This window comes from Streptomyces sp. NPDC013187, assembly GCF_042899705.1.
GTDB lineage: Bacteria > Actinomycetota > Actinomycetes > Streptomycetales > Streptomycetaceae > Streptomyces > Streptomyces hawaiiensis_A.
In genome coordinates, this window is record NZ_JBIBAF010000001.1 from 1 (window position 1) to 20,655 (window position 20,655).

Consider the following 20,655-nt stretch of genomic DNA (forward strand, 5'->3'; position numbering starts at 1 on the left):
ATCCGCCGCCTGGCCCTGATCGTGTCCACGGCCTCCCGATCAGTCCCCGTGGCTTGACTCAGTCATTGAAACTCCAGCCCAAAGCCGCTCCGCCGACCTGGTGTGACACCCTCGTAGTGGCGACGCACCCGGCATTGTGGCTGCCTGTCGTCGGCTGAAGCTGAGACGGGTCGCATCGAGGATGCCGGCCGTCAGTCGAGGCGGCAGAGCTGGGCCGCCCCTGGGCCGTCCGGGGTCGCTCGGCAGCGGCCAATGACGACAAGAAGTAGCCCGAGCTAATCCAGCCCCCTGGCTTGCGGAATCCACAAGGCAGGGGGCTGGCTGCCGCCACGCTGGGTTGTTACATGGTGACGTAGTCGCCGCGAACCCATCCCTTGACGCCCTTGTGGGCCCCGGACGTCACCTTGCCGTAGAACCAGACCGGTGTGGGATACGTCTTGGTGCAGTAGTACGTGAACTTGGTCCCCTTGGCCAGTTGTCCTAGGGAGCCATAGCTCGTTCCGGGGCCCTTGCGCAGGTTCACGTTGTTCGTTTTGATCTTGTAGCCCGCGTGGTCCGGTTCGTCGAGATTACATTTCGGATGGGTGACCGCGCCAGCGCTCGGAGCAGTGATCACCGCGCCGCCGAACAGTGCGACTGTCGCGACAGCCGTCGCGATCCCGTTGCGGAGCAAACCTTGCCGCATGCTTGCTTCTCCTGTGCCAGTGACAGGCGCACCCCCGTGTGGACGCGCCGCTCGTCGTTGCACGTCCCAACGAACGCGCAACGCGGTGAGCATAGTTGACACTTTCGCGTAGATGACACACGGGAAGTTGATCTCCACGCCATCTTCGCGTGAGCGCTCCGCCTGCCGCTTATGAGAGCGTGCGAATACGTCAGTTGAGGCATATTGGCGCGCGCGTTCACGATAGCGGTTCGCCTTAAGGACAGCGTGCGCGCACCACATGTGCATTAGATCCAGCGGGGAACAGTGGGGAATCACGGCGAAAGCAGCCAGGCCCGACGGAACTGCTCACCGGCCGTTTGTCCAGGTCAATTTGGCATCACACCTCGCGCGAACGGCTCCGCATACCGCCCCTTCCGTGGCGGCCTTCCCACTCTCGGCAAGGACCGTTGACAGTGAGGTGGGTGCGAGGTTGTACCGGGCCCACTGCTAAGCAGGGGGAGAGCATCGAGAGCCGCAGCCAGTGAGTGTTTAACTGCGTGACAACGCCGACGAACATCGGCGGACAAGCGCGGACGGCTGCGGACCATCAGCGCAGGTGAGCGGCAAACTAGCCCAAGGTCAAGGCCCCTTCCAAGTTGCTTCGGGACGAAGAGGTCGTGGGTTCAAATCCCGCCACCCCGACAGTGATCAGAGGGCCAATCGCTTGATCGCGATTGGCCCTCTGTCGTGCTCGGGGGCCGAACAGGGGGCCGAGCGAATTTGATCAGACCACCTTGTCGCCCTCTTCCTCGCCCTCCGGGTCCTCCCCTTCCTGATCTTCGGCGAAGATGTCATCCATTGCTTCGGAGCCCTGCGTGATCACGGGCCGGAGCGAGGTTCACCGCCGCGCGCGAGACGGGCGGCTCGGTCGCGGCCGGTTCGGGCTTGGCGGGTTCGAGGGCGTAGCCGGTGACGACACGGCCGTCCGCCAGGACGACGCTCCTCACGACCGGGCCGACGGCGGCGGGGTGGGGCGGGTGGACTTCCACGGTCGTCCCACCACGGCCGGGTACTCGTGCGCGCCGGCACTGGCGGCGAACGGCCCGAACAGGAACAGCACCAGGCGGCGCCGCCTCCGGCGGACTCGGTCTTGGCAGCGAGGGCGGATGCGGCGCCGAGCAGCAGCATGGCGGCGATGTTGAGGATCGCGGCGACGAAACTCACTGTCTGAGGAGAGGGATGGGTGGATAGGCTGCGCGGGCCCCGGGTGCTCGCAAGCTTGGGGACATGGACCGGTGGTCGCGCTGGCGAGCACTTGCCTCGTGCGATTCCGCTGTAGCGAGTGACCGCCGGCCATTCCGTGAGCCGCTGGTCGGCGGCGCCCGTGCGGTAGATGCGGGCCCAGCGGTTGCAGAGCCAGCGTCCGACGCGTATGCGCTGGCCGGTGGCCTTGCAGCAGCGGCGTCCTTGCCGCTTCATGCGGCCCTTATGGTCGGTCTTCATGGTGAAGCCCCAGCCGTTGCACTTGCGGCAGTGCAGAACGGCGAGGCAGTGCACCCGGCGACGTTATCCCGGAAAGCTACTTGCGGTTCGCGGGCGACTGAAGCTCTCGCCGGCTTGCCGTGTGGTGAAGTACAAGGTCAGGGGCGAACGCGGCAATCTCATAGGCCACCGGCTGTCGCGACCTGAGCAGGGGGCCGGCTCCCCTGGCGGGATCATCGCCAGTCGAGGTTCTCTCTCAACGCGGAGCACGTCTGCGCAATCTCGGACTCGGCGAGTTCACGAGCGACGTGGGCACGGTCCGCGGCCTTCTTTCCAATGGACAAGAACCCGAAGATCCCCGTGATGAAACCGGCCAGAACTGCGCTGACGCTCGCCACTCGGGCCGCTGAGATCGCGTACCGAAGATTCAGACGGGATGCGGCCTTCTGCCCCTGCGCCCCTCGTTTCCTGGCGGACTCGGCAGCATTAGCCGTGCCTGCGGCGCAGACCTCCGCGAGAGCCGTGCAGGCGAAGGCCAGCGGGACCAACCCACCAAGGGCGAACAGCACGGCGCCGAGAACGGCTCCAGCATGCCCCCCAGCCGTTTGTGGGGCAGTGAACGCTGTGACCACGCTGTAGCAGGACGACCCGAGCAGCCAGATGGTGAGCGACGTCCAGCCGAGCAATGCCCTGCCGTGTCCCGTCCTCTTCTCCACCCCCGGTTGTTTTCCCTGCAGACTCTCCTTCTCACTGCGCCGGTGTCTCTTCGAATCCTGCGGCTCGTCATGCCGCCCGTGATCCGGACGTGCCGTCTGGTGATTGAAGACATCGCCGTACACGTCGCCCGCGATGAACACGCCTGGCCCGAGGTTGTGCTGCCCGGCGTGGCGCGGAGAGTCAGGCGTGTCTGTCATTCCCTGCGCCGTGGTTGATGGTGAGGCCGCCTGCGACATTGCCGTTGATGAATGTGCCCGTTCCGTGATTGTGCTGGTTGACCACGGAGGTCGGACGATCCTGCCGGCCCAGGGCCAACAGCTCCGCGTACGCGACCGGCTCCGAATCCGCGAGTCGTTCGAGCACGGGCGCCCACGTGATCGCGGCGGCCCGTGCGACGGCCTCACGGTCGCCCGCGGGGGCCTGCGTCACCGCGGTTCGGTCCCGGTCCAGGCGCTCAAGCTGAGCCGCGGCCCCGTCACCTTGACCGCTGCGTCGCATCAGCCGGCCAATGGCCTCGCGGACCCTCTGATACCCCTCCTGGGTCGCCTGGGTGAGGAAGGCCGCGGCCATGGTGGTCGCCGCGAAAGTCATTTCGTCCACTTCTCATTCCCCCCAACTGGTCGCAGCACTGTATCCACGAGCGCCGCGCGCAGCAGCAGGAACGGCTCATCTCGCGCCCAAGCCGGCTCAAAGGGCCGATCGGCTCAACTCGGCAACGTGTCTTTGGCGTTGGCGAGGGCCCCGCCTCCTTGCTGAGCCACGGTGCCCACGACAAGCGCGGGCAACGCCTGTGCGACTGCGCGCAGTGAGCCGACCTGCGGCGCGTCGGGGGTCGCGAGCGACGTGTCGACGGTGTCCGCCATCGCGCGCAGGATCGTCGCGTTCTCCAGGTTCGCCGCTGTCGTCGGGTGCGAGCCGGCTCACGGTGCCGGCACTGGCCGACAGGGCGGGTGCCACGAGGAGGTTGGCCGGGGCGGCGAGCACGCACAGCCAGTACCACTCGGTCGCGAGCCCGATCGGGATGCAGAACACTCCGAGGAGCGCGCCGATTGCAAACACCGACGGCGGGCGGCGCATGCCTCCGTAGCGGAACCCGCCGGGCGCCGAAGCGAGGCCGGCGGCCACCAGCAGCAGCCAGCTCCACTGCGGCTGACCCGACTTCTGCTGAGTGCAGAGGGCCGCGATCTCGAAGCCGATCACCGCGATCGAGGTGGCGGCGGTGATGCTCAGCGCGCACACCATCCGCGCGGTCAGCCGGCTGCGCAGCCGGGGCTTGGGGCCGTCCGCCGGACGTGCCGCCTCGAGGGGCGGGTCGAGCAGCAGGTACGCGACGCCTGCGGCGAACAGCAGCGTACCCATGGCCAGGAACGCCACCGTGGGCGACGCCAGGGAGGCGAGCAGGGTGCCGAAGGACGGGCCCGACAGGGAGGCGAGCAGGGTACCGAAGGACGGGCCCGCCATGTAGGCGACGTCGGTGGTGATCGCCTCTACCGCGTAGGCGGTGTGCCGGTTCTCCTCGGTGACCATGTCTGGCAGGGCCAGGCGGATGACCGTGAAGGCCGGCAGCGTGGTCAGGCCACCGAGGAACGCGGTGGCCACCGGGGCGGGGAACGGCGGAAAGTGCGCCCAGTCCCCGGAACAGCGACTGGGCGCACTACATGCAGGATGAGGACCGAGGAGATACCGAGGCCGGGCATTTTCGCCAGGAACCCCACGGCCATGAGGGGTCGAATTCCGGGTTCGGAAAACAGCCGCCTGCAGGCGGACAACACGAGAACACCTCTTGCGTCACGAATCGGAGGTGCTCAAGGAATTATTGACCATCACCCCGGCCCCCACCTCAGCCTCAGTCCATCTGGCCAGGTTCCTCCGACCCGGATCGTACTGGACCTCGGGGAATGCACTCTCGGAGTCGGCCACCTCAGGCGGGGCGAGGACCGTCGCCGGGTTCCGTTGTTTTTCGCCACGAACATCTCGAGCCCCGTCATCATGTTTTGACAAGAAACCCCTGCTTGGTCGTGGACAGGACTACTCCTCAGGCGGTCTGCGTAAATTCACCGGTGTCGGACGAACGGCGGATTTCGCCACGTGTCAGGTACCGGGCTCGGCCGGCAGGGCGAGGAGTCGGCGTAGGCGTGGTGTGGCGAGTGCGATCGTTGTGCCTACCGACAGGACGAAGCCGCCCAGCAGCAGGAAGTACACCGTCGGCGACAGGACGGTGGTCAGCCGGAACAACTGGCCTCCCACCACCACTCCCACCGCACCGAACAGGCCGTTCACCGCGAGCAGGCGGCTGGTGCTGCCGGAGGGTGCCACCGTGGCGGCCAGGGCCAGACCTGCGGGGGCCAGTGCGACCTCGCCGCAGGAGTAGAGCAGGTAGACCAGCAACAGCCACTGGGGGCCGACCGGGCCGTGTTCGGCGAGTTGGGCCGCCATCGCCATCACGAGGAAGCTGACGCCCGCCGTGATCAGCGCGCCCGAGAACTTCACCGGTACGTCCACCCGCGGCGCCCTGAGCCAGAGCCGGGCGAACAGCGGGGCGACCAGCAGGACGAAGAGCGGGTGCACGGACTGGAACCAGCTGGCCGGGACCTCGAAGCCCAGGACGTCCCGGTCCGTGTGGCGCTCGGCGAAGAGGCTGAGCACCGAACCGCTCTGCGCGAAGATCATCCAGAAGGCGGCCGAAGCCGCCATCAGCACCGTGAAACCGGCGAGGCGGCGCTTGTGAACCGTGCCCCGTGCGTGGGTCCGGCGCAGCGAGCGCAGGTACCAGAACGGAAGGGTAACCGTGGTGAGGCCGAGGACGGCGAGCACCGCGGGGAGCGGGAGCAGCCCGCAGGCCGCCGGCACCACCACGAGCGCGCCCACCGCCCCTGTGACCCACGCGGCGCGCCGCAGCATCGTGGCGGCCTCGGAGCGCGGCACCGGGTGGGGCGGACGCGCGCCCACGTCCCCGTACCGGCGCAGGCCGAGGGCGAATTGGATCAGTCCCGCCGTCATGCCGAGGGCGGCCGCCGCGAAGCCCAGGTGCCAGGCGACGCGCTCGGCCAGCAGCCCGGTGACGACGGGGGCGACGAGCGCGCTGACCTGGATGCACATGTAGAAGAGCGAGAAGGCCGCCTCGCGGCGGCCCTTCCCGTCCCCGCTGACCCCCGCGACCATGGCCGCCATGGCCGGCTTGACCAGGCCCGTCCCGGCGACGACCAGCAGCAGACCGGCGTAGAGCGAGCCCGTCACCGGCAGCGCGAGCACCGCGTGGCCGCAGGTGATCAGCGCGCCGCCGAGCAGCACGGCCCGGCGCGCGCCCAGCACCCGGTCGGCGAGCCACCCGCCGGGCAGTCCGGCCATGAAACTGAGGGACATGTACGCCGCGAAGATCGCGGTGGCCGTCTGCGGTGCCATGCCCATGCCGCCGCGCGTCTCGGAGGCGGTGAGGTAGAGGACCAGGATCGCCGCCATGCCGAAGAAGCTGAACCGCTCCCACAGGTCGACCGCGAGCAGCGTGCCGAAGCCGGGCCTGCGGTCACCGGCGGGCGGCGGTGCGGCGGGAGCGGTGGCCGGCGAGTCCTGCGGGGTGAGGGAGGTGTCCACCGGAGGTCACCGGGCCGGTTCGAGCGTCACTCCGGCCGGCATCGCGAGCGCCGGGTCGGGGGTCTCGGCCCGTTCGGGGCGCCACAGCGGGGCACGCACCACGCCGGGCGCCAGCAGCTCGAAGTCCTCGAACGGCACGGCGAGTTCCCGGTCGTCGCGCCAGATCACCCGGCTCCCCGCGCCCCGGTACTGCTCGGCCGCCTCCGGCTCAGTCCTCGGGACCTCCTCCGCCCCGGCGTGCGAGATGACCAGGGCGCTGCCGGGTGCCGGCCGCTCGGTGTACTGGTGTACCAGGGCGAGGGGATCGTCGTCCGGGACGAAGGGGGTGTCCTGACGTTTCACGGGTGTGTCCTCCAAGGGGGGCGGGGCGGGATCGGCGGTCACGCCATGAACACCGGGAGTTCCTCGAGGCCAGGACGGCCCGGCCGGTGGGGCCGTGTCCGGGGCGTCCGTGCGGGCCACGCTCAGACTCCTTCCTTCTCCTTCTCCTTGGTGCTGACGGAGGCGCCGGGAGTGGCGGCCCGGTCCCCCGCGTACGCGGCGAGCTCCCGGTAGATCTCGAAGGGCCGGTCCCGGGTGGTGTCGCGCAGCGGGCGCAGCGGGGCGGTCTGGTCCTTGTGGGCGGGGCCGCTCTCCCAGTCGGTGAACGCCTCCCAGTCCGACCAGCGGCTGACCACGACGTAGGAGCGCGGGTCGCCCAGGGCGTGCAGCAGTTTGTTGCCGAGCAGGCCGGCGGTGCCCGCCATCCTGCGGCTGGCCTCGTGGTAGGCGGGCAGGACCCGGTCCGGGTCGTCGCTGAGGTGGTAGAGCACCACCTCGACGGCGCCGGTCACGAGGCGGCGCCGGACAGGGCGGCGACGACGTGCATGGTCGTCATGGAGCCGCCGCTGCGGTACGGGTGCAGTTTCTGACGGTGTTCCAGATGCCGGTCGCTGGTCTCGAACGCGCGGAACAGCGGCTCGTTCACCCAGTCGCTGACGATGTAGTAGACGCCTTTCTCCTCGGCGCTGCGGGACAGCCACTGGCCGAGGTTGGCGGGGTGACTGGTGACGGAGTCGCCGACCTCCAGCCACACCTTCTCGAACTCGTCCTCCATGCCGGGCTTGATCTGCATGCGCAGCGTGACCCGGAAGACCTTCTCGGTGGGCTCGGGCATGTCAGATGCCCCCGTCGACGTTGAGGGTCTCGCCGGTGATGTAGGCGGCGGCGTCGGAGAGCAGGAACAGGACCGGGCCGGCGAGTTCCTCGACGGTGCCGAGGCGGGCCAGCGCGGTCTTCTGCGCGTAGGTGGCGCGCAGTCCCTCCGCCCGCTCGGCGGGCATGGCGGCGAAGGCCTCGGTCTCGATGACGCCGGGGGCGACCACGTTGACGCGGATGCCCTGGGGGCCGAGTTCCTTGGCGAGCGAGCGGGTCAGTCCGATCATGGCGGCCTTGGCGGCGGTGTAGTGGGCGCGCAGCGGTATGCCCGCGGCGGCTCCGCGCGAGCCGATGTTGACCACCGAGGAGCCGGCGCCGAGCATCGGCAGCGCCTGGTGGATGATCCGGTAGGCGGCGGTGAGGTTGGTGTCGAGGATCCGCGACCACTCGTCGGCCGGCAGCTCCGCGAACGGGATGTGGCTGATCACGCCCGCGTTGTTGACGATGCCGTCGAGCCGTCCGTAGCGGTCCTTGGCCTCGCCGACGAGCCGGTCGACCTCGGCGGTGTCGCCGACGTCCGCGCGGATCACGTGGTGGTCGCCGACGGTCTCCTTCAGTGCGGCGGTCAGGCTGTCGACGGCCTCGCTCTCCTGCCGGTAGCAGGTGAGGACATCGGCGCCGGCCCGGGCCGCGGCGAGGACGATGCCCCGGCCGATGCCGCGGGTGCCGCCGGTGATGAGCAGTTTCCTGCCGTGCAGTGCGAGTTCCACTGGGGTTCCCTCCATGGCTGGGACGCGGCTCAGACGCAGCCGTCGACGTGGATGTTCTGGCCGGTGACGTAGCCGGCGTGGTCGCTGACGAGGAACAGCACGGTCCGGGCGATGTCGTCGACGGTGCCGAGCCGGCCGAGCGCGGAGACGGGGGCGGAGGTGGCGCGCTGCCGCTCGGCCTCCTCGGCGGGCAGTTCATCGAGCGCCTCGGTGGCGATGCGGCCGGGTGAGACGGTGTTGACGCGGATGCCACGCGGTCCGAGCTCCCGGGCCAGCGAACGGGTCATGCCGACCAGGGCGGCCTTGACGGCGGTCCAGTGGACGCCGTCGGCCATGCCGATGAAGGCGACCGTGGAGCCGATGTTGATCACCGACGAGCCGGCCGACAGCAGCGGCAGGGTGCGCCGGGTGACCAGGTGGGTGGCGGTCAGGTTGCCCTGGAGGGTGGCGGCCCACTCGGCGGGTGAGAGATCGGCGTACGGCTGGGGGCGGAACGTGCCGGCGTTGTTGACGACGGCGTCCAGTCCGCCGAGGCTCGCCTCGCACGCGGTGACCAGCCGGTCCACGTCCGTCTCGTCGGCGGCGTCGGCCCGCAGCACCTGGTGCTTGCCGGGGGTGCCGGCGAGTTCCTCCTCCAGGGAGGCGACGGCCTCGCCGGGGGTGCGGTAGCAGGTGACGACGTCGGCCCCGGCCCGGGCGGCGGCCAGGACGATGCCGCGGCCGATGCCGCGGCTGCCGCCGGTCACCAGGAGGCGCTTGCCCTGGAGTTGGCGGCCGGCTCGGGCGGCGGTCTCCACCTTGGCCTTGATCAGCCGCATCTGGACGGCGGTGTTGCGGTTGAGCCTGGCGGTCATCCCGGCGTCGTCGATGGGGGCGCCGGGCTTCATCGCGAAGTCCTGGATCCAGCGCATCCGTACGCCGCCGGGCACCTCCTCGTACTCCCAGCGGATGTTCATGTACGCGAAGGGGCCGGTCTCGATGCGGCGGGCCTCGACGGTGCGGGTGGCCGGGTCGGGGGTGCGCTCGGAGACCCAGCTCCAGACCGTGCCGTTCTCGTCCGGGTGCAGGGCGAGGCGGAAGGTGACGGTGTCGCCGTCCCGGCCGAGGATCTCGGCGGAGGCGTACTCGCTGAACAGCCGCGGCCAGGCGGCCACGTCGTTGGTCATCGTCCACACCAGGTCCATCGGTGCGTCGACGACGATCGCGTTGTCGGTGTGTCCTGCCATCAGACGCGGGCCTCCGTGAGCCGGGCGCGGACGTAGGTCAGCGCCTCGCGCGGGGTCTGGGTGTGCGCCAGGTCGCCGTCGGGGATCTGGAGGTCGTACTCGCGCTCGATGCGGTTGACGAGTTCCAGCAGGGCCAGGGAGTCGTAGCCGAGGTCGGCGAACGAGGTGTCGGCGAAGTGCTCGCCGTCCAGGTCGGTCTGCTCGTCGACTCCGCCGCTCGCGCGCAGGATCCGCCGGATGTCGTCGAGGGTGAACTCCGCCATGGGAAGCCTTTCGTGGGTTGTGTGTGGGCTGGGGGTGCGTGGGGGCCGGTCGCGCCCGCGCGCCGGAGCCGCAGATCCGTGCAGGCCCGCGCCCCGGGCGGGTTGCTGCGCCCGCGGATGTCGGCCGGCTGCCGGTGAGTCGGTCACCTCCTGAGGGCGTCGCGGTCTCCGGCGCCCACCACCAGCGCGGAGGTGAAGCCGCCGTGCCCGCGGGCCAGGACGAGGGCGGTGCGCGGATCGGTCTGGCGGGGGCGGTCGAGGACGAGGTCGATCTCGCAGCCCGGGGCCGGGCGGCCGAGTCCCGCGGTGTGCGGGACGACTCCGGCGCTCAGGGCGAGCAGCGCGGTCGCCACGTCCAGTGCGGCGCCGCCCGCGTAGAGGCGCCCGGTGAGGGTCTTCGGCGCGGTCACCGGCACCCCGCCGGGTCCGAACACCTCGGTGAGGGCGCGGGCTTCGGCGAGGTCTTCGGCGGGCGTGCCGGAGGCGTCGGCGAAGACCATGTCGACCTCGCCCGGGGCGAGCCCGGCGTCGGCGAGGGCCCGCCGGATCACGGACACCAGCACGGAGTGCCGCACGGTCGCGCCGTCCGCCGAGGGGTCGAAACCGGCCGCGTAGCCCAGGAGTTCGCCGTACGACGGGACCCCTCGGGCGTGTGCCGCATCGGCGCTCTCGACGACGAGGATGGCGCCGCCCTCGCCGGGGACGAACCCGGAGGCGGCCGCGTCGAAGGGCAGGTAGGCGCGGGCCGGATCGTCCTCGGTGGACAGCCTGCCGGTGGACAGCTGCGCCACCAGGCCGTACGGGCACAGCGAGGCGTCGGTGCCGCCGCTGAGCACGAGCCGGGAGCCGGTGTCCAGCAGCCGCCGGGACTGGCCGAGGGCGTCGAGGCCGCCGGCCTGCTCGCCGCAGATGACCCCGCAGGGGCCGCGCATGCCGTGCCGGATGGAGACCTGGCCGGTGGTGGCCGCGTAGAACCAGGCGATGGACTGGTAGGCGCCGACCCAGGAGGACCCCTTCTGGTAGAGGTTCTCCATCTCGTGCTGGCCGAACTCGGTGCCGCCCGAGGAGCTGGCGGTCACCACCGCCATCTCGTACTCCGGCAGGGTCGCCGGGTCGGCGGCGGCGTCCGCGAGGGCGTCCTCGGCGGCGGCCAGCGCGAAGTGGGTGAAGCGGTCGGTCTGCGGGACGAGCCGTCCCGGGACCTGCTCGGCGGCGCGGAATCCGGGGACCTCGCCCGCCACCCGGACGGGGTAGCCGGTCGGGTCGAAGCGGGTGATCCGGCCGAGGCCGCTCTTGCCCGAGAGCACCGACTCCCAGTGCCGGGCGGCGCCGATCCCGGTGGGCGCGACCACGCCGAGCCCGGTGACCACGGACCGGCCTCGGCGGCCGGGGCGTATGCCGGAGGCGCTCATGCCGCCTCCCCGTGTGCGAGGCCCGGCCGGCCCAGGACCATCGCGGTCTGGAAGCCGCCGAAGCCGCTGCCGACGCTGAGGACCCGGTCCATGCGGTGCTCGCGAGCCGTCACCGGCACGTAGTCGAGGTCGCACTCGGGGTCGGGCGTGGACAGGTTGGCCGTCGGCGGGACGACCTGGTGGCGCAGGGCGAGGGCGCAGGCGGCGATCTCCAGGGAGCCGATGGCGCCGAGCGAGTGCCCGATCATCGACTTGATGGAGCTGACCGGCACCTCGTGGGCCCGCTGCCCGAGACTGCGCTTGAACGCGGCGGTCTCGTGCCGGTCGTTCTGCTTGGTGCCCGAGCCGTGCGCGTTGATGTAGTCGATGCCCTCGGGGTCGAGCCGCGCCCGGTCCAGAGCGACCCGGACGGCCTCGGCCATCTCCCGGCCGTCGGGCTTGAGTCCGGTCATGTGGAAGGCGTTGCTGCGTCCGGCGAAGCCGAGGATCTCGGCGTACACGGTGGCGCCGCGGCGTCTGGCCGACTCCAGCTCCTCGATCACCATGACGGCGGAGCCCTCGCCCAGGACGAAGCCGTCACGGCGCCCGTCGAAGGGCCGGGAGGCGTGCTGAGGGTCGTCGTTGTTGGCGGTGGTGGCCTTGATGGCGTCGAAGCAGGCGGAGGTGATCGGCGACAGCGGCGCGTCGGTGGCCCCGGCGAGCACGATGTCGGCCGTGCCCTCCTCGATCAGCTGGACGCCGTGCCCGATGGCGTCCAGACCCGAGGTGCAGCCGGTGGAGATCAGCGCCACCGGCCCTTCGGCACCGGCCTGCCGGGCCACCTCGACGGCGAGGGTGCTGGGCACCATGTAGCCGTACAGGTGGGGGACGCCGTAGCTGTGGTCGACCAGCCAGTCCCGGCCGCCGTCGGAGAGGACGGCGTACTCCTCCTCCAGGCCCATGGTGCAGCCGACGGCGCTGCCGATGCTGACTGCGACCCGTTCCGGGTCGGTGCCGGGCAGTTCGATCCCGCTGTCGGCGACGGCCTCCCGGGCGGCGACGACCGCGAACTGGCCGGCCCGGTCCATCCGGCGGGCCTCCTGGGGGGTGAGCCCCGCGGCGAGCGGATCGAAGTCGCACTCGGCGGCGACCTGCGAGCGGAACCCCGCCGGGTCGAACAGGCTGATGCGGCGGGTGGCGGTGCGTCCGGCGGTGAGCAGGTCCCAGTAGGCGTCCCGCCCGATCCCGCCGGGCGCCACGGCTCCCACTCCGGTGATCACCGCGCGCCGGTGTCCGGACGTCATCGGGCCGCTCCCACGTCGGGGTTGCCCGCGGACGCGTCGAGCGGCTGTTCGGTGTCGACGTGGCCCAGTTCGGGGCGGGGTGCGAGCGGGGAGAGGTGGAAGACCGCCTCGGCCGGCACGGACCCGGTGTTCACCAGGCGGTGGCGGACCCCGATGGGCACCAGCAGCGAGTCGCCGGGGCCGAGCTCGACCGGGGTGCCGCCGTCCAGTGTCATCTCCAGCCGGCCCTGGACGACGTGCAGGAACTCCTCGGAGTACGGGTGGAGGTGCTCGGTGACGTGGTGGCCGGGTGCCAGCCGCAGTACGCCGCCGAAGCCCGAGGTGCAGCCCACGGTCTTGGGGCTGAGGGTGACGCGGATGTCGCCGCCGCGCTTGGTGTTGGCGGCGACCTCGTGCGCGGAGACCCTGGTGGTGGCGGGGGCGCTCATCGGGCACCGCCCAGGTTCGCCGAGCGCGGGGCGCTGGTCCGCGGGCCCTCCTGGGGCGTCCAGGAGTAGAAGGGCACGGCCATGGCGTCCTTGGGCTCGCGCCAGTCGGGGTCGTAGGGCGAGATGAACCGGCCGAGCCGGGTGTTGATCTCCTCGTAGAGCGGGTGGCTGCGCGCCTTGTACAGATTCGGCGCGATGTCCTCGTCGGCCTCCACCAGGTGGAAGTACAGGTTGTGGAAGGCGAACAGCGTCCGCCTCGACACCCCCACCAGATGCGGCAGTTCGGTGCTGTCCGAATCGGCGAAGACCTGCGCGACGCCCTCGGCGTCGGCGAGGTCCATCCTCGCCACGATCAGCGTTCGGTGCACGATGTCCTCCCGGCTTGTCGGTGCTGTGTTCACCCTGGTCGGCGGGGGTCGAGACGCTCTCGAAGGCGCCTGGAGAACCGCTGACGGGCCCGGTGCCGCGGGTGGAGACAGCACGACGGCCCGCCGCACCGGGGGGTGCGGCGGGCCGTGAGGGGTCCTGCTACCGGCGGACGTCGGCCTTCATCAGGGTGACGCCGCTGCCGCCGACGACACCGGCGCCGACCATCCGGCCGTTCGGTACGTCGCCCGCGGGCGCGCCCCGGGACAGGAGGATGAGGGCCTGGCGGATGAGCCGGGGCACGGAGTACAGCAGCTCGGCGTCCTCGGTCAGGTGCTCCTGTACGAGGTGGACGTCGACGAGGTATTCGAGGAGTGTCTCGGCGTCTCCGGTGCCGGGGCGCAGCCGTGTCACCACCTCGCCGAGGCTCCAGCGGCGCTCACGCTGGAGCAGCAGGCGCAGCAACTCCCGTGAGCGGGCGGGCAGATGCCGGTGGCTCGCGGCCACCGTGGTCATCAGCGACTGGGTGCCGTCGGGGAGTTCGAGCAGCATCCGGGGGTTGCCGCGCAGCCGCAGCGCCAGCCTGGCCGCCGACCAGCCGGGCCGCGCCGTGAGCCGGCCGGCCACCGCCCTGATCGCCAGGGGCAGTCCCTCGCACAGCCCCATCAGTTCCTGCACCGCCGCGGGGTCCTCCTGCCGGGAGCGCTCCCCGGCCACCCGGTCGTAGAGCTGGAGGGACTCCTCCGGGGACAGGGCGGGGAGCACGATCTTGCGGCCGGTGGACAGGCTGTGCGCCCGGTAGCGGTTGGTGGCGATCACCGCGCAGCCGGATCCGCCCGGCAGGACGGCACGGATCTGGGAGGCGGTGAGCGCGTCGTCGACCACGACGAGCACCCGGCGGTCGGCGGTCCAGGTGCGGAAGAGCCTGCTGAGCTCGTCGAGCCCGCTGGGCTGTTTCTCGCGCTGGATGCCGCAGGCGGTGAGGCAGGCCGAGAGCACGTCGGCGAGCTGCTGGGAGCCCTCGCCGACGGCGGACAGGTCGATGAAGAGCTGCCCGTCCGGGAAGCGCGGGCGCAGCCGGTGCGCGGCACGCACGGCGAAGGCGCTCTTGCCGACACCGGGCGGGCCGTGCACCTCCACCACCCGCATGCCGGTGCTGGGCCGGTCCGCGCCGAGGAAGGTCTCCAGCTGGTCGAGTTCGCGTTCACGTCCGACGAAGTCACCGACATCGGCGGGGAGTTGGGCCGGGCCCGGCACGAGGCGGCGCCCGCCGGGCGCGGTCTCGCTCTTGGCGGGGGCCGGCCCCCTGAGGTGACCTCGGTCGGCGAGCACCTCCTGGTGGAGCCGCTGGAGCTGCGCGGAGGGCTCCAGTCCGAGTTCCTCGACGAGATGGCTGCGCAGGGTGCGGAAGGTGTTCAGGGCGTCGGGGCGGCGGCCGCAGCGGTGCAGGGCCCTCATCAGCTGCCCGGCGAACGCCTCGTGGGTGGGGTGGGCGCGGAAGGCCTCGGACAGCTCGTCCAGGACGGCGTGGTGGCGGCCGAGTTCGAGCTCCAATGAGAAACGTTGCTCCTGGACGCTCTTACGGCGTTCCTCCAGCTGGGTCGACCAGGCCGACAGCCGGCGTCCGGTGCTGACGTCGACGAGGGCTCCGCCCTGCCACAGGGAAAGCGCCGTCTTGAGGGTGGAGGCCGCCTCCTCCTCCCCCGCGCCGGTGCGGAGCTGTGCCATGCCCTGCTCGGTGAGCTGGTCGAACCGGTAGGCGTCCACCGACTGCTTGTCGTCCAGCCGCAGTTCGTAGCCGCCCACCCTGGTCAGGATGGCGGGGCAGCCGTGCGGTGGACGGGAGCCGAAAGCCGCACCGTGCTGTCCGGTGGCCAGCAGCAGTCTGCGGCGCAGTTGATAAATGTAGGTTTGCAAGGTGGTCAGCGCGCTGAGCGGTGGGTGGTCCTCCCACAGTTCCTCGCACAGCTGGTCCACGCTGACCAGCGAGTTGGCATTGAGCACCAGCAGGGCGAGCACCTGACGCAGCTTGGGGGCCGACGGTGTGACGTCCTCCCCGTTCCTGCGTATTCGCATCGAGCCCAGCAGACCGATCTCTATCACTGCATTCCCCCTGAGTGAGCCGCCTCTGTGGGGTGGCGGCCATCGGTTAGTCACCTTTCTGCGTCACTCATTTTTGGGCGAAACATCAAACGCTCGAAGGGGCGGAAAAATTGCCTGCCCTTTACTCGGGAAATTATGCTTCGCCAAAAAGAAGTTGAATTCAGCACCATCCCTGCGTGCGCCGGCAACGGGAATGGAAACCGATAACCACATTCCCGATCTTTGCCTTCTCGCATACTATGCTTCGCACACATGGATAACAAGGAGCACCTTTTTGCGCCGGGGTGTGGTGTCGCACACCCTCACAGGCGCAGCTCGACCCCGTACTCCGCGAGCCACGTGTTCAGCTGGAGCACCATCTCCATGCTCGCCCGCTCCACCCATGCGAAGGCACCGCTGGGGGCCGACGCCGCGCCCAGCGCCACCCGGGTCGCCTCGGCGTCCAGCAGCGGGGCGACCGGCGCCGCCGGGTCCGCGGCCACGTCCCCGAAGCGGTGCCGTACGAACTCGCCGTACGCCGCCTCCTGGACGGTCGGGTAGGCGCTCTTGGGCCGGTTGAGCACCCGCTCCGGCAGCAGATCGGCGACGGCAGCCCGCAACAGGCTCTTCTCCTGGCCGTTCACCCGCTTCAACTCGGCCGGCACGTTGTAGACGTACTCCACCAGCGCCCGGTCGCAGAACGGCGGGCGCAGCTGCACCCCATGGGCCATGCTCATCCGGTCGGCCCGGTCCAGATGGGTCGGGGCCCACCGGGTCAGCGCCAGATAGGTGACCTCGCGCGCCCTGCGTTCGGCCGGGCTCTCCCCGGCCACCTGCGGGACCTCGGTGAGCGCGTCGCGGTAGTGCTGGTCGGCGTACTCCATGAAGTCCAGCTCCTTGCGGAGCGTACGGTCCACCAGCGAGCAGCCGAGACCGCCCGCGGCCGCGTCGTGCCCGCGCTCGAAGGAGACCCACGGGAAGGTCGTGGAGTTGCTGTGGGCCGGGTCGTACGCCCAGAAGTAGCCGTTGAACACCTCGTCCGCGGTCTCCCCGGAGAGCACCGCGGTGATCCCCGCGTCGCGCAGCGCCTCGAAGAACAGCAGCAGCGAGACGTCCATGTCGCCGAGCGGCGAGGGCGCGTCCTGGCTGCGCAGCGCGGCGGCGTGCGTCTTCGGATCGGCGAGTGCCGCCGTGTCCAGCAGGATCTCGGTGTGCTCCGTTCCGATGTGCTCCGCCGCGAGGGCCGCGTACGGGGCGTCCGGGGTGGCGCGCATGGTCGGGTGCGGCTCGAAGTTCTCCGCGTAGCCGGAGAAGTTCACCGAGAACGACCGCAGGCCACCTCCGTCCGCACGCCGCCGGCGGGCCGCGAGCGCGGTCAGCGCGCTGGAGTCGATCCCCCCGGACAGCATCGCGCCGACCGGCACGTCCGCCCGCAGATGGGTGGCGACCGCATCCTCCAGCAGCCGGCGCACGGTGGCGACGGTGGTCTCCAGGCTGTCGGTGTGCGGGCGGGCGGGCAGCGACCAGTAGCGCCGGTGACCGGTGCCCGGCGCCCGCACGGTCATCGTGTGACCGGGCAGCACCTCGCGGGTCCCCCGGAACACGCCGGTGCCCGGCTTGCGGCTGTGCGCGAACAGCTCCCGCAGCCCGTCGGCGTCGACCACCGGTCGCACCGCCGGATGCGCCAGCAGCGCCTTGGGCTCGGAACCGAAGACCACACCGGACGGCGTCAGGAAGTAGCACAGCGGCTTCACCCCCAAGCGGTCGCGGACCAGCAGAAGTTCCTGCCGCCGCACGTCCCACACGGCCAGGGCGAACAGGCCCTCCAGCCGCTCCGGGAACGCGGCACCCCACTCCAGGTAGGCGTGCAGCGCCACCTCGGCGTCACCGTCGCCGGTGAACCGGTGCCCCTTCGCGGCCAGTTCGCGGCGCAGCTCCACATGATTGGTGACGCTGCCGTCCAGGGTCAGCACGGCCACCGGGCTGCCGGCCTGTGACTCCACCACGGCCGGCTGCCCCACCTGCTCGGAGCCCAGCAGGGCGAGCCTTCGGTGGGTCAGCGCGGCATGGCCCTCGATCCACTCGCCGAAGCCGTCCGGGCCGCGGTGCGCGAGCGCCGCCGCCATCGCCCGTACGGTGGGCGCCTCCGGTGTCAGGTCCCGCTCGAAGTCCACCCAGCCGGCGATTCCACTCATCGTGGCGTCCTTTCGCTCTCTGCGTCTGATGGGGGTGCGCTGTTCTCCGCCGGGGCATGGGTGACGAGGGTGACCTCCACCAGGGAGAGCCCGTGCCGGGCGACCGCCTCCCGGAACTCGCCGAGTCCGGGCGCCCCTTCACCGAGCACCGCGAGTCCGAGCCGGCGTGGGGCTTCCTCCCCGTAGCGTTGGTACAGCTCCAGATAGCCGCTCGCGCTGCGCTCCACGTCGTCGACCAGGGCGAACCGCACCGGCCGCCGCTGCCCGCGCCAGGTCAGCTCGCCCGGCGAGCCGCCCGCGAAGTTGTGCCGCCAGCCGCTGCCGGTCGCCACCACCAGGGCTCCACCGAGGCTGTGCACCCCCGCGGGCACGGTGTACGGCCGCCCGCTGCGCCGTCCCGTGAAGTGCAGCAGCGCGAGCCGCTCGGCCACCGGGCCGGGCTCGGGGCGGGACAGCAGCTCCCGCATCCGGGCATCGGCCGACGCCCGCTCCGGCCCTTCCGGCAGATGGCGCACGACGACGGGGCTCATGACAGCACCACCGCGGCGGCGGTCAGTGCGCAGCCCGCGATCGCGAGGCAGGTGCGCACCAGATGCCAGCCGCGCCAGGCGGGGCGGGGGTCCCGCCAGCCGGGGCCGAGGTCCTCGGGCCGGGTCCGCTTGACCGTCCGGTTGATCGGCACGTTCCGGGTCTGCGACACCACGGCCACCCCCGCCATGCACAGCGCGGCGGCCGCGAACAGCACCCGGGGGCCGCCCGACGCCCGTATCGCGAGACCCACGTCCACCGCCGTGGAGCCGGTGACGATGAACGGCATGATCCGGTCGTAGCGTCTGCCGAGCAGAATGTGCGTGGACACGTACCGCTCCGGGGACATCGCGACCAGCGCGGGCATCACGCTCACCGCGACCGCGAAGAGCACCCCCGCCACCAGGCCGGTGCCCGTCAGCACCAGCACACTCAAAGCCTCCACCACCGCTTCCGCCCTCCTTCGAGCCTTACGCCGTCCTTCGGGCCTTGCGCCGTCCTTCGGGCCTTGCGCCGTCCTTCGGGCCTTGCGCCGTCCTTCGGGCCTGGCCCGAACCTGTCAGCCGCCCCTCGCACGACACTCGAATCCGCCTGGGAGCGCACCGCTTCTCGGCGGTTCCGCTCGCCCGCGCCGCGAGCCCGGTTCGAGGCGCCGGGTGTTGCATCGGCCCGCCGAACCGAACGCGATCCACACCCTCCAAGGAGCCGGTATGGCGGACGAGACGACCGAAGTACTCATCGTGGGCGGCAGCATGGTGGGGCTCGCCCAGGCCCTGTTCCTCGCCCGGCAGGGCATCCGGCCGCTGCTGGTGGAGCGGCACGCGGAGATCTCCGCGCACCCCCGGGCGCAGGCCGCGAGCCCGCGGACCATGGAGCTGCTGCGCGCGCTCGGCCTCGAGGACGCGGTACGGGCACGGGAGAACCCGCACGCCCAGTACGGCGACATCCTCCAGGCCGAGTCCCTCACCGGGGCCGAACTCGGGCGGTTCGACGGGCCGTTCCGCTTCGACCGGCACGAGGTCGGCACCACCGGCTGGACCCTGATCGGGCAGGACCGTCTCGAGCCGGTGCTGCGGGAGCGGGCCGAGGAGCTCGGCGCGGACATCCGGTTCGCCACCGAGATGACGGAGTTCACCCAGGACGCGGACGGCGTCACGGCCGTCCTGCGCAGTGCGGGCGACGGTTCCGAACGGACCGTGCGGGCGCGGTACCTGGTCGCGGCCGACGGCTCACGGGCGCCGATCCGCACCTCGCTCGGCATCGGCCACCACGGGCCGGGGGTGTTCGGCCGGCAGATGAACATCGTCTTCCACGCGGACCTCGACCCGTACGTGGCGGGGCGCACCTTCTTCCTCTGCTTCGTCAGCAACCCGGTCGTCAAGGGCGTGCTCGGCAAGCTCGGCGGCGCGGACTCCGACCGCTGGGTGCTCGCGCCGAGCCTGCCGCCCGGGTCCGACCACCGGGTCTTCGGCACCGAGGACTGTGTGGAGCTGGTACGGGCCGCGGTGGGAGTGCCCGATCTGCCGGTGACGGTGGAGTCCGCGACGAGCTGGGAGATCGCCGCCTGGGTGGCGGACCGCTTCCGCTCCGGACGCGTGCTGCTGGCGGGCGACTGCGCGCACGTCATGCCGCCCACCGGGGGCTTCGGCGGCAACATGGGCATCCAGGACGCGCACAACCTGGCCTGGAAGCTCGCGCGGGTGCTGCGCGGGCAGGCGGGTCCCGCCCTGCTGGACACGTACGAGCAGGAGCGGGCCCCGGTCGCCGAGTTCACCGTCGACCAGGGCGTCATCCGCTACCTCCAGCGCAGCGGGCTCGACGAGGCGGCAGCCGCCCGGCACCGCCCCGAGACCACGGTGCTGTTCGGCCACGTGTACCGGTCGGACGGCGTCGTGCGGGAGGCCGGTGACGACGACACCGCCGTGGTCGAGGACCCGACGTCCCCCACCGGCCGCCCCGGCACCCGCGCCCCGCACCTCCCCCTGGTCCGCCAGGGCAAGGACGTCGCCCTGCACGATCTCCTCGACGGCGGCTTCTGGCTCCTCACCGGCCCGGACGGCACGGCCTGGCAGGGGCCGGCGGCCGGGCTCGGTCTGTCCTTCCACCGGGTGGGCGCGGAGGAGACCCCCGAGGTCGTCGAGCGCTTCCTCGCCCGCTACGGCGTGCGGCGAACCGGTGCGGTGCTGGTCCGGCCGGACGGGTTCATCGCGTGGCGTTCCGAGGGGGCGGTGGGTGAGCCTGCCGGGTCGCTGACGGCGGTACTCGACTCGGTGCTGCGGCGTGCGTGAGCGTTCTGTCCGGGGGTGCGGTGGGTTGTCGAGCGACTGCGGCACCGTCGTGGCTCGTCGCGCAGTTCCCCGCGCCCCTTGACGCACGCTGCGCGTGCACAGGACGGCCGCGGTGCTCCGAGAAGGAGTACCGCGGCCGCTTCATGGGGCGCGCAGCGCACCCATAGGGGCGCGGGGAACAGCGCGACCAGCCCTCGCCGGCCCGCAGCAACCCAACAACCGGTTACGCGCGAAAGCGCGT

21 protein-coding genes and 1 pseudogene are annotated in these 20,655 nt (G+C 71.4%); 1 reads left to right on the plus strand and 21 read right to left on the minus strand.

All coding sequences use genetic code 11. The annotated features are described in order from the left end of the window. Positions 1 to 340: 340 nt before the first annotated feature. The 21 genes and pseudogenes from ACFY5B_RS00005 to ACFY5B_RS00105 all read right to left on the minus strand — a co-directional run bounded on the left by ACFY5B_RS00005 (position 341) and on the right by ACFY5B_RS00105 (position 18,574). On the minus strand, positions 341 to 685 hold the full coding sequence (locus ACFY5B_RS00005; protein WP_389962178.1) for an SH3 domain-containing protein: 345 nt from the start codon (positions 683 to 685) through the stop codon (positions 341 to 343). 812 nt (positions 686 to 1,497) lie between these two features. Continuing rightward, the gene (locus ACFY5B_RS00010) at positions 1,498 to 1,695 is read right to left on the minus strand and encodes a hypothetical protein (RefSeq protein ID WP_389963709.1); all 198 of its coding nucleotides are present in this window, start codon (positions 1,693 to 1,695) and stop codon (positions 1,498 to 1,500) included. A 666-nt stretch (positions 1,696 to 2,361) separates the two neighbouring features. Continuing rightward, entirely contained in the window at positions 2,362 to 3,042 is a 681-nt protein-coding gene (locus ACFY5B_RS00015) for a hypothetical protein (RefSeq protein ID WP_389962181.1), read from the minus strand. Continuing rightward, positions 3,026 to 3,445: a hypothetical protein gene (locus tag ACFY5B_RS00020; RefSeq protein ID WP_389962184.1), complete on the minus strand. Its 420-nt coding sequence runs from the start codon at positions 3,443 to 3,445 to the stop codon at positions 3,026 to 3,028. The genes ACFY5B_RS00015 and ACFY5B_RS00020 overlap by 17 nt, the downstream gene beginning before the upstream one ends. Positions 3,446 to 3,532: 87 nt before the next feature. Beyond that, positions 3,533 to 4,606 carry an MFS transporter gene (locus ACFY5B_RS00025; RefSeq protein ID WP_389963637.1) on the minus strand — a complete coding sequence of 358 codons (1,074 nt, stop codon included), beginning with the start codon at positions 4,604 to 4,606 and terminating at the stop codon, positions 3,533 to 3,535. 330 nt (positions 4,607 to 4,936) lie between these two features. Continuing rightward, positions 4,937 to 6,436, minus strand: a complete 1,500-nt coding sequence (locus ACFY5B_RS00030) for a peptide MFS transporter (RefSeq protein ID WP_389962187.1) — start codon at positions 6,434 to 6,436, stop codon at positions 4,937 to 4,939. A 6-nt stretch (positions 6,437 to 6,442) separates the two neighbouring features. Beyond that, entirely contained in the window at positions 6,443 to 6,778 is a 336-nt protein-coding gene (locus ACFY5B_RS00035; protein WP_389962190.1) for an SAM-dependent methyltransferase, read from the minus strand. 122 nt (positions 6,779 to 6,900) lie between these two features. After that, complete coding sequence (locus ACFY5B_RS00040; protein WP_389962193.1) at positions 6,901 to 7,269, minus strand: antibiotic biosynthesis monooxygenase family protein; 369 nt, start codon at positions 7,267 to 7,269, stop codon at positions 6,901 to 6,903. Then, a complete protein-coding gene (locus tag ACFY5B_RS00045) occupies positions 7,266 to 7,592 on the minus strand; it encodes an antibiotic biosynthesis monooxygenase family protein (RefSeq protein WP_389962196.1) in 327 nt (108 codons plus the stop codon). The genes ACFY5B_RS00040 and ACFY5B_RS00045 overlap by 4 nt, the downstream gene beginning before the upstream one ends. Before the next feature lies 1 nt (position 7,593). Continuing rightward, on the minus strand, positions 7,594 to 8,343 hold the full coding sequence (locus ACFY5B_RS00050) for an SDR family NAD(P)-dependent oxidoreductase (RefSeq protein ID WP_389962200.1): 750 nt from the start codon (positions 8,341 to 8,343) through the stop codon (positions 7,594 to 7,596). A 29-nt stretch (positions 8,344 to 8,372) separates the two neighbouring features. After that, positions 8,373 to 9,140, minus strand: coding sequence for an SDR family NAD(P)-dependent oxidoreductase (locus ACFY5B_RS00055; RefSeq protein ID WP_389963640.1), 768 nt, complete (start codon positions 9,138 to 9,140; stop codon positions 8,373 to 8,375). Beyond that, positions 9,123 to 9,569 (minus strand): annotated as a pseudogene (locus tag ACFY5B_RS00060) (SRPBCC family protein); the annotation flags it as partial. The gene ACFY5B_RS00055 and the pseudogene ACFY5B_RS00060, both read right to left, overlap by 18 nt. Next, positions 9,569 to 9,832: an acyl carrier protein gene (locus tag ACFY5B_RS00065; protein WP_389962203.1), complete on the minus strand. Its 264-nt coding sequence runs from the start codon at positions 9,830 to 9,832 to the stop codon at positions 9,569 to 9,571. The gene ACFY5B_RS00065 and the pseudogene ACFY5B_RS00060, both read right to left, overlap by 1 nt. A gap of 143 nt (positions 9,833 to 9,975) precedes the next feature. Then, the gene (locus ACFY5B_RS00070; RefSeq protein WP_389962206.1) at positions 9,976 to 11,244 is read right to left on the minus strand and encodes a ketosynthase chain-length factor; all 1,269 of its coding nucleotides are present in this window, start codon (positions 11,242 to 11,244) and stop codon (positions 9,976 to 9,978) included. Then, complete coding sequence (locus ACFY5B_RS00075; RefSeq protein WP_389962208.1) at positions 11,241 to 12,527, minus strand: beta-ketoacyl-[acyl-carrier-protein] synthase family protein; 1,287 nt, start codon at positions 12,525 to 12,527, stop codon at positions 11,241 to 11,243. The genes ACFY5B_RS00070 and ACFY5B_RS00075 overlap by 4 nt, the downstream gene beginning before the upstream one ends. Beyond that, positions 12,524 to 12,955, minus strand: a complete 432-nt coding sequence (locus ACFY5B_RS00080; RefSeq protein ID WP_389962211.1) for a cupin domain-containing protein — start codon at positions 12,953 to 12,955, stop codon at positions 12,524 to 12,526. Before ACFY5B_RS00080 ends, ACFY5B_RS00075 begins: the two co-directional genes overlap by 4 nt. Beyond that, on the minus strand, positions 12,952 to 13,323 hold the full coding sequence (locus ACFY5B_RS00085) for a TcmI family type II polyketide cyclase (RefSeq protein ID WP_104783705.1): 372 nt from the start codon (positions 13,321 to 13,323) through the stop codon (positions 12,952 to 12,954). Before ACFY5B_RS00085 ends, ACFY5B_RS00080 begins: the two co-directional genes overlap by 4 nt. Positions 13,324 to 13,483: 160 nt before the next feature. Beyond that, complete coding sequence (locus ACFY5B_RS00090) at positions 13,484 to 15,424, minus strand: BTAD domain-containing putative transcriptional regulator (protein WP_389962214.1); 1,941 nt, start codon at positions 15,422 to 15,424, stop codon at positions 13,484 to 13,486. Between the two features lie 302 nt (positions 15,425 to 15,726). After that, a complete protein-coding gene (gene asnB, locus ACFY5B_RS00095; protein WP_389962217.1) occupies positions 15,727 to 17,598 on the minus strand; it encodes an asparagine synthase (glutamine-hydrolyzing) in 1,872 nt (623 codons plus the stop codon). After that, positions 17,595 to 18,128 (minus strand): hypothetical protein, encoded by a 534-nt coding sequence (locus tag ACFY5B_RS00100; protein WP_389962220.1) that lies wholly within the window; start codon positions 18,126 to 18,128, stop codon positions 17,595 to 17,597. The genes asnB and ACFY5B_RS00100 overlap by 4 nt, the downstream gene beginning before the upstream one ends. Then, positions 18,125 to 18,574 (minus strand): DUF1772 domain-containing protein, encoded by a 450-nt coding sequence (locus ACFY5B_RS00105; RefSeq protein WP_389962223.1) that lies wholly within the window; start codon positions 18,572 to 18,574, stop codon positions 18,125 to 18,127. The genes ACFY5B_RS00100 and ACFY5B_RS00105 overlap by 4 nt, the downstream gene beginning before the upstream one ends. A gap of 262 nt (positions 18,575 to 18,836) precedes the next feature. Here ACFY5B_RS00105 and ACFY5B_RS00110 point away from each other — a divergent pair, with 262 nt between their 5' ends. Then, complete coding sequence (locus ACFY5B_RS00110; protein WP_389962226.1) at positions 18,837 to 20,414, plus strand: FAD-dependent monooxygenase; 1,578 nt, start codon at positions 18,837 to 18,839, stop codon at positions 20,412 to 20,414. Positions 20,415 to 20,655 lie beyond the last annotated feature (241 nt).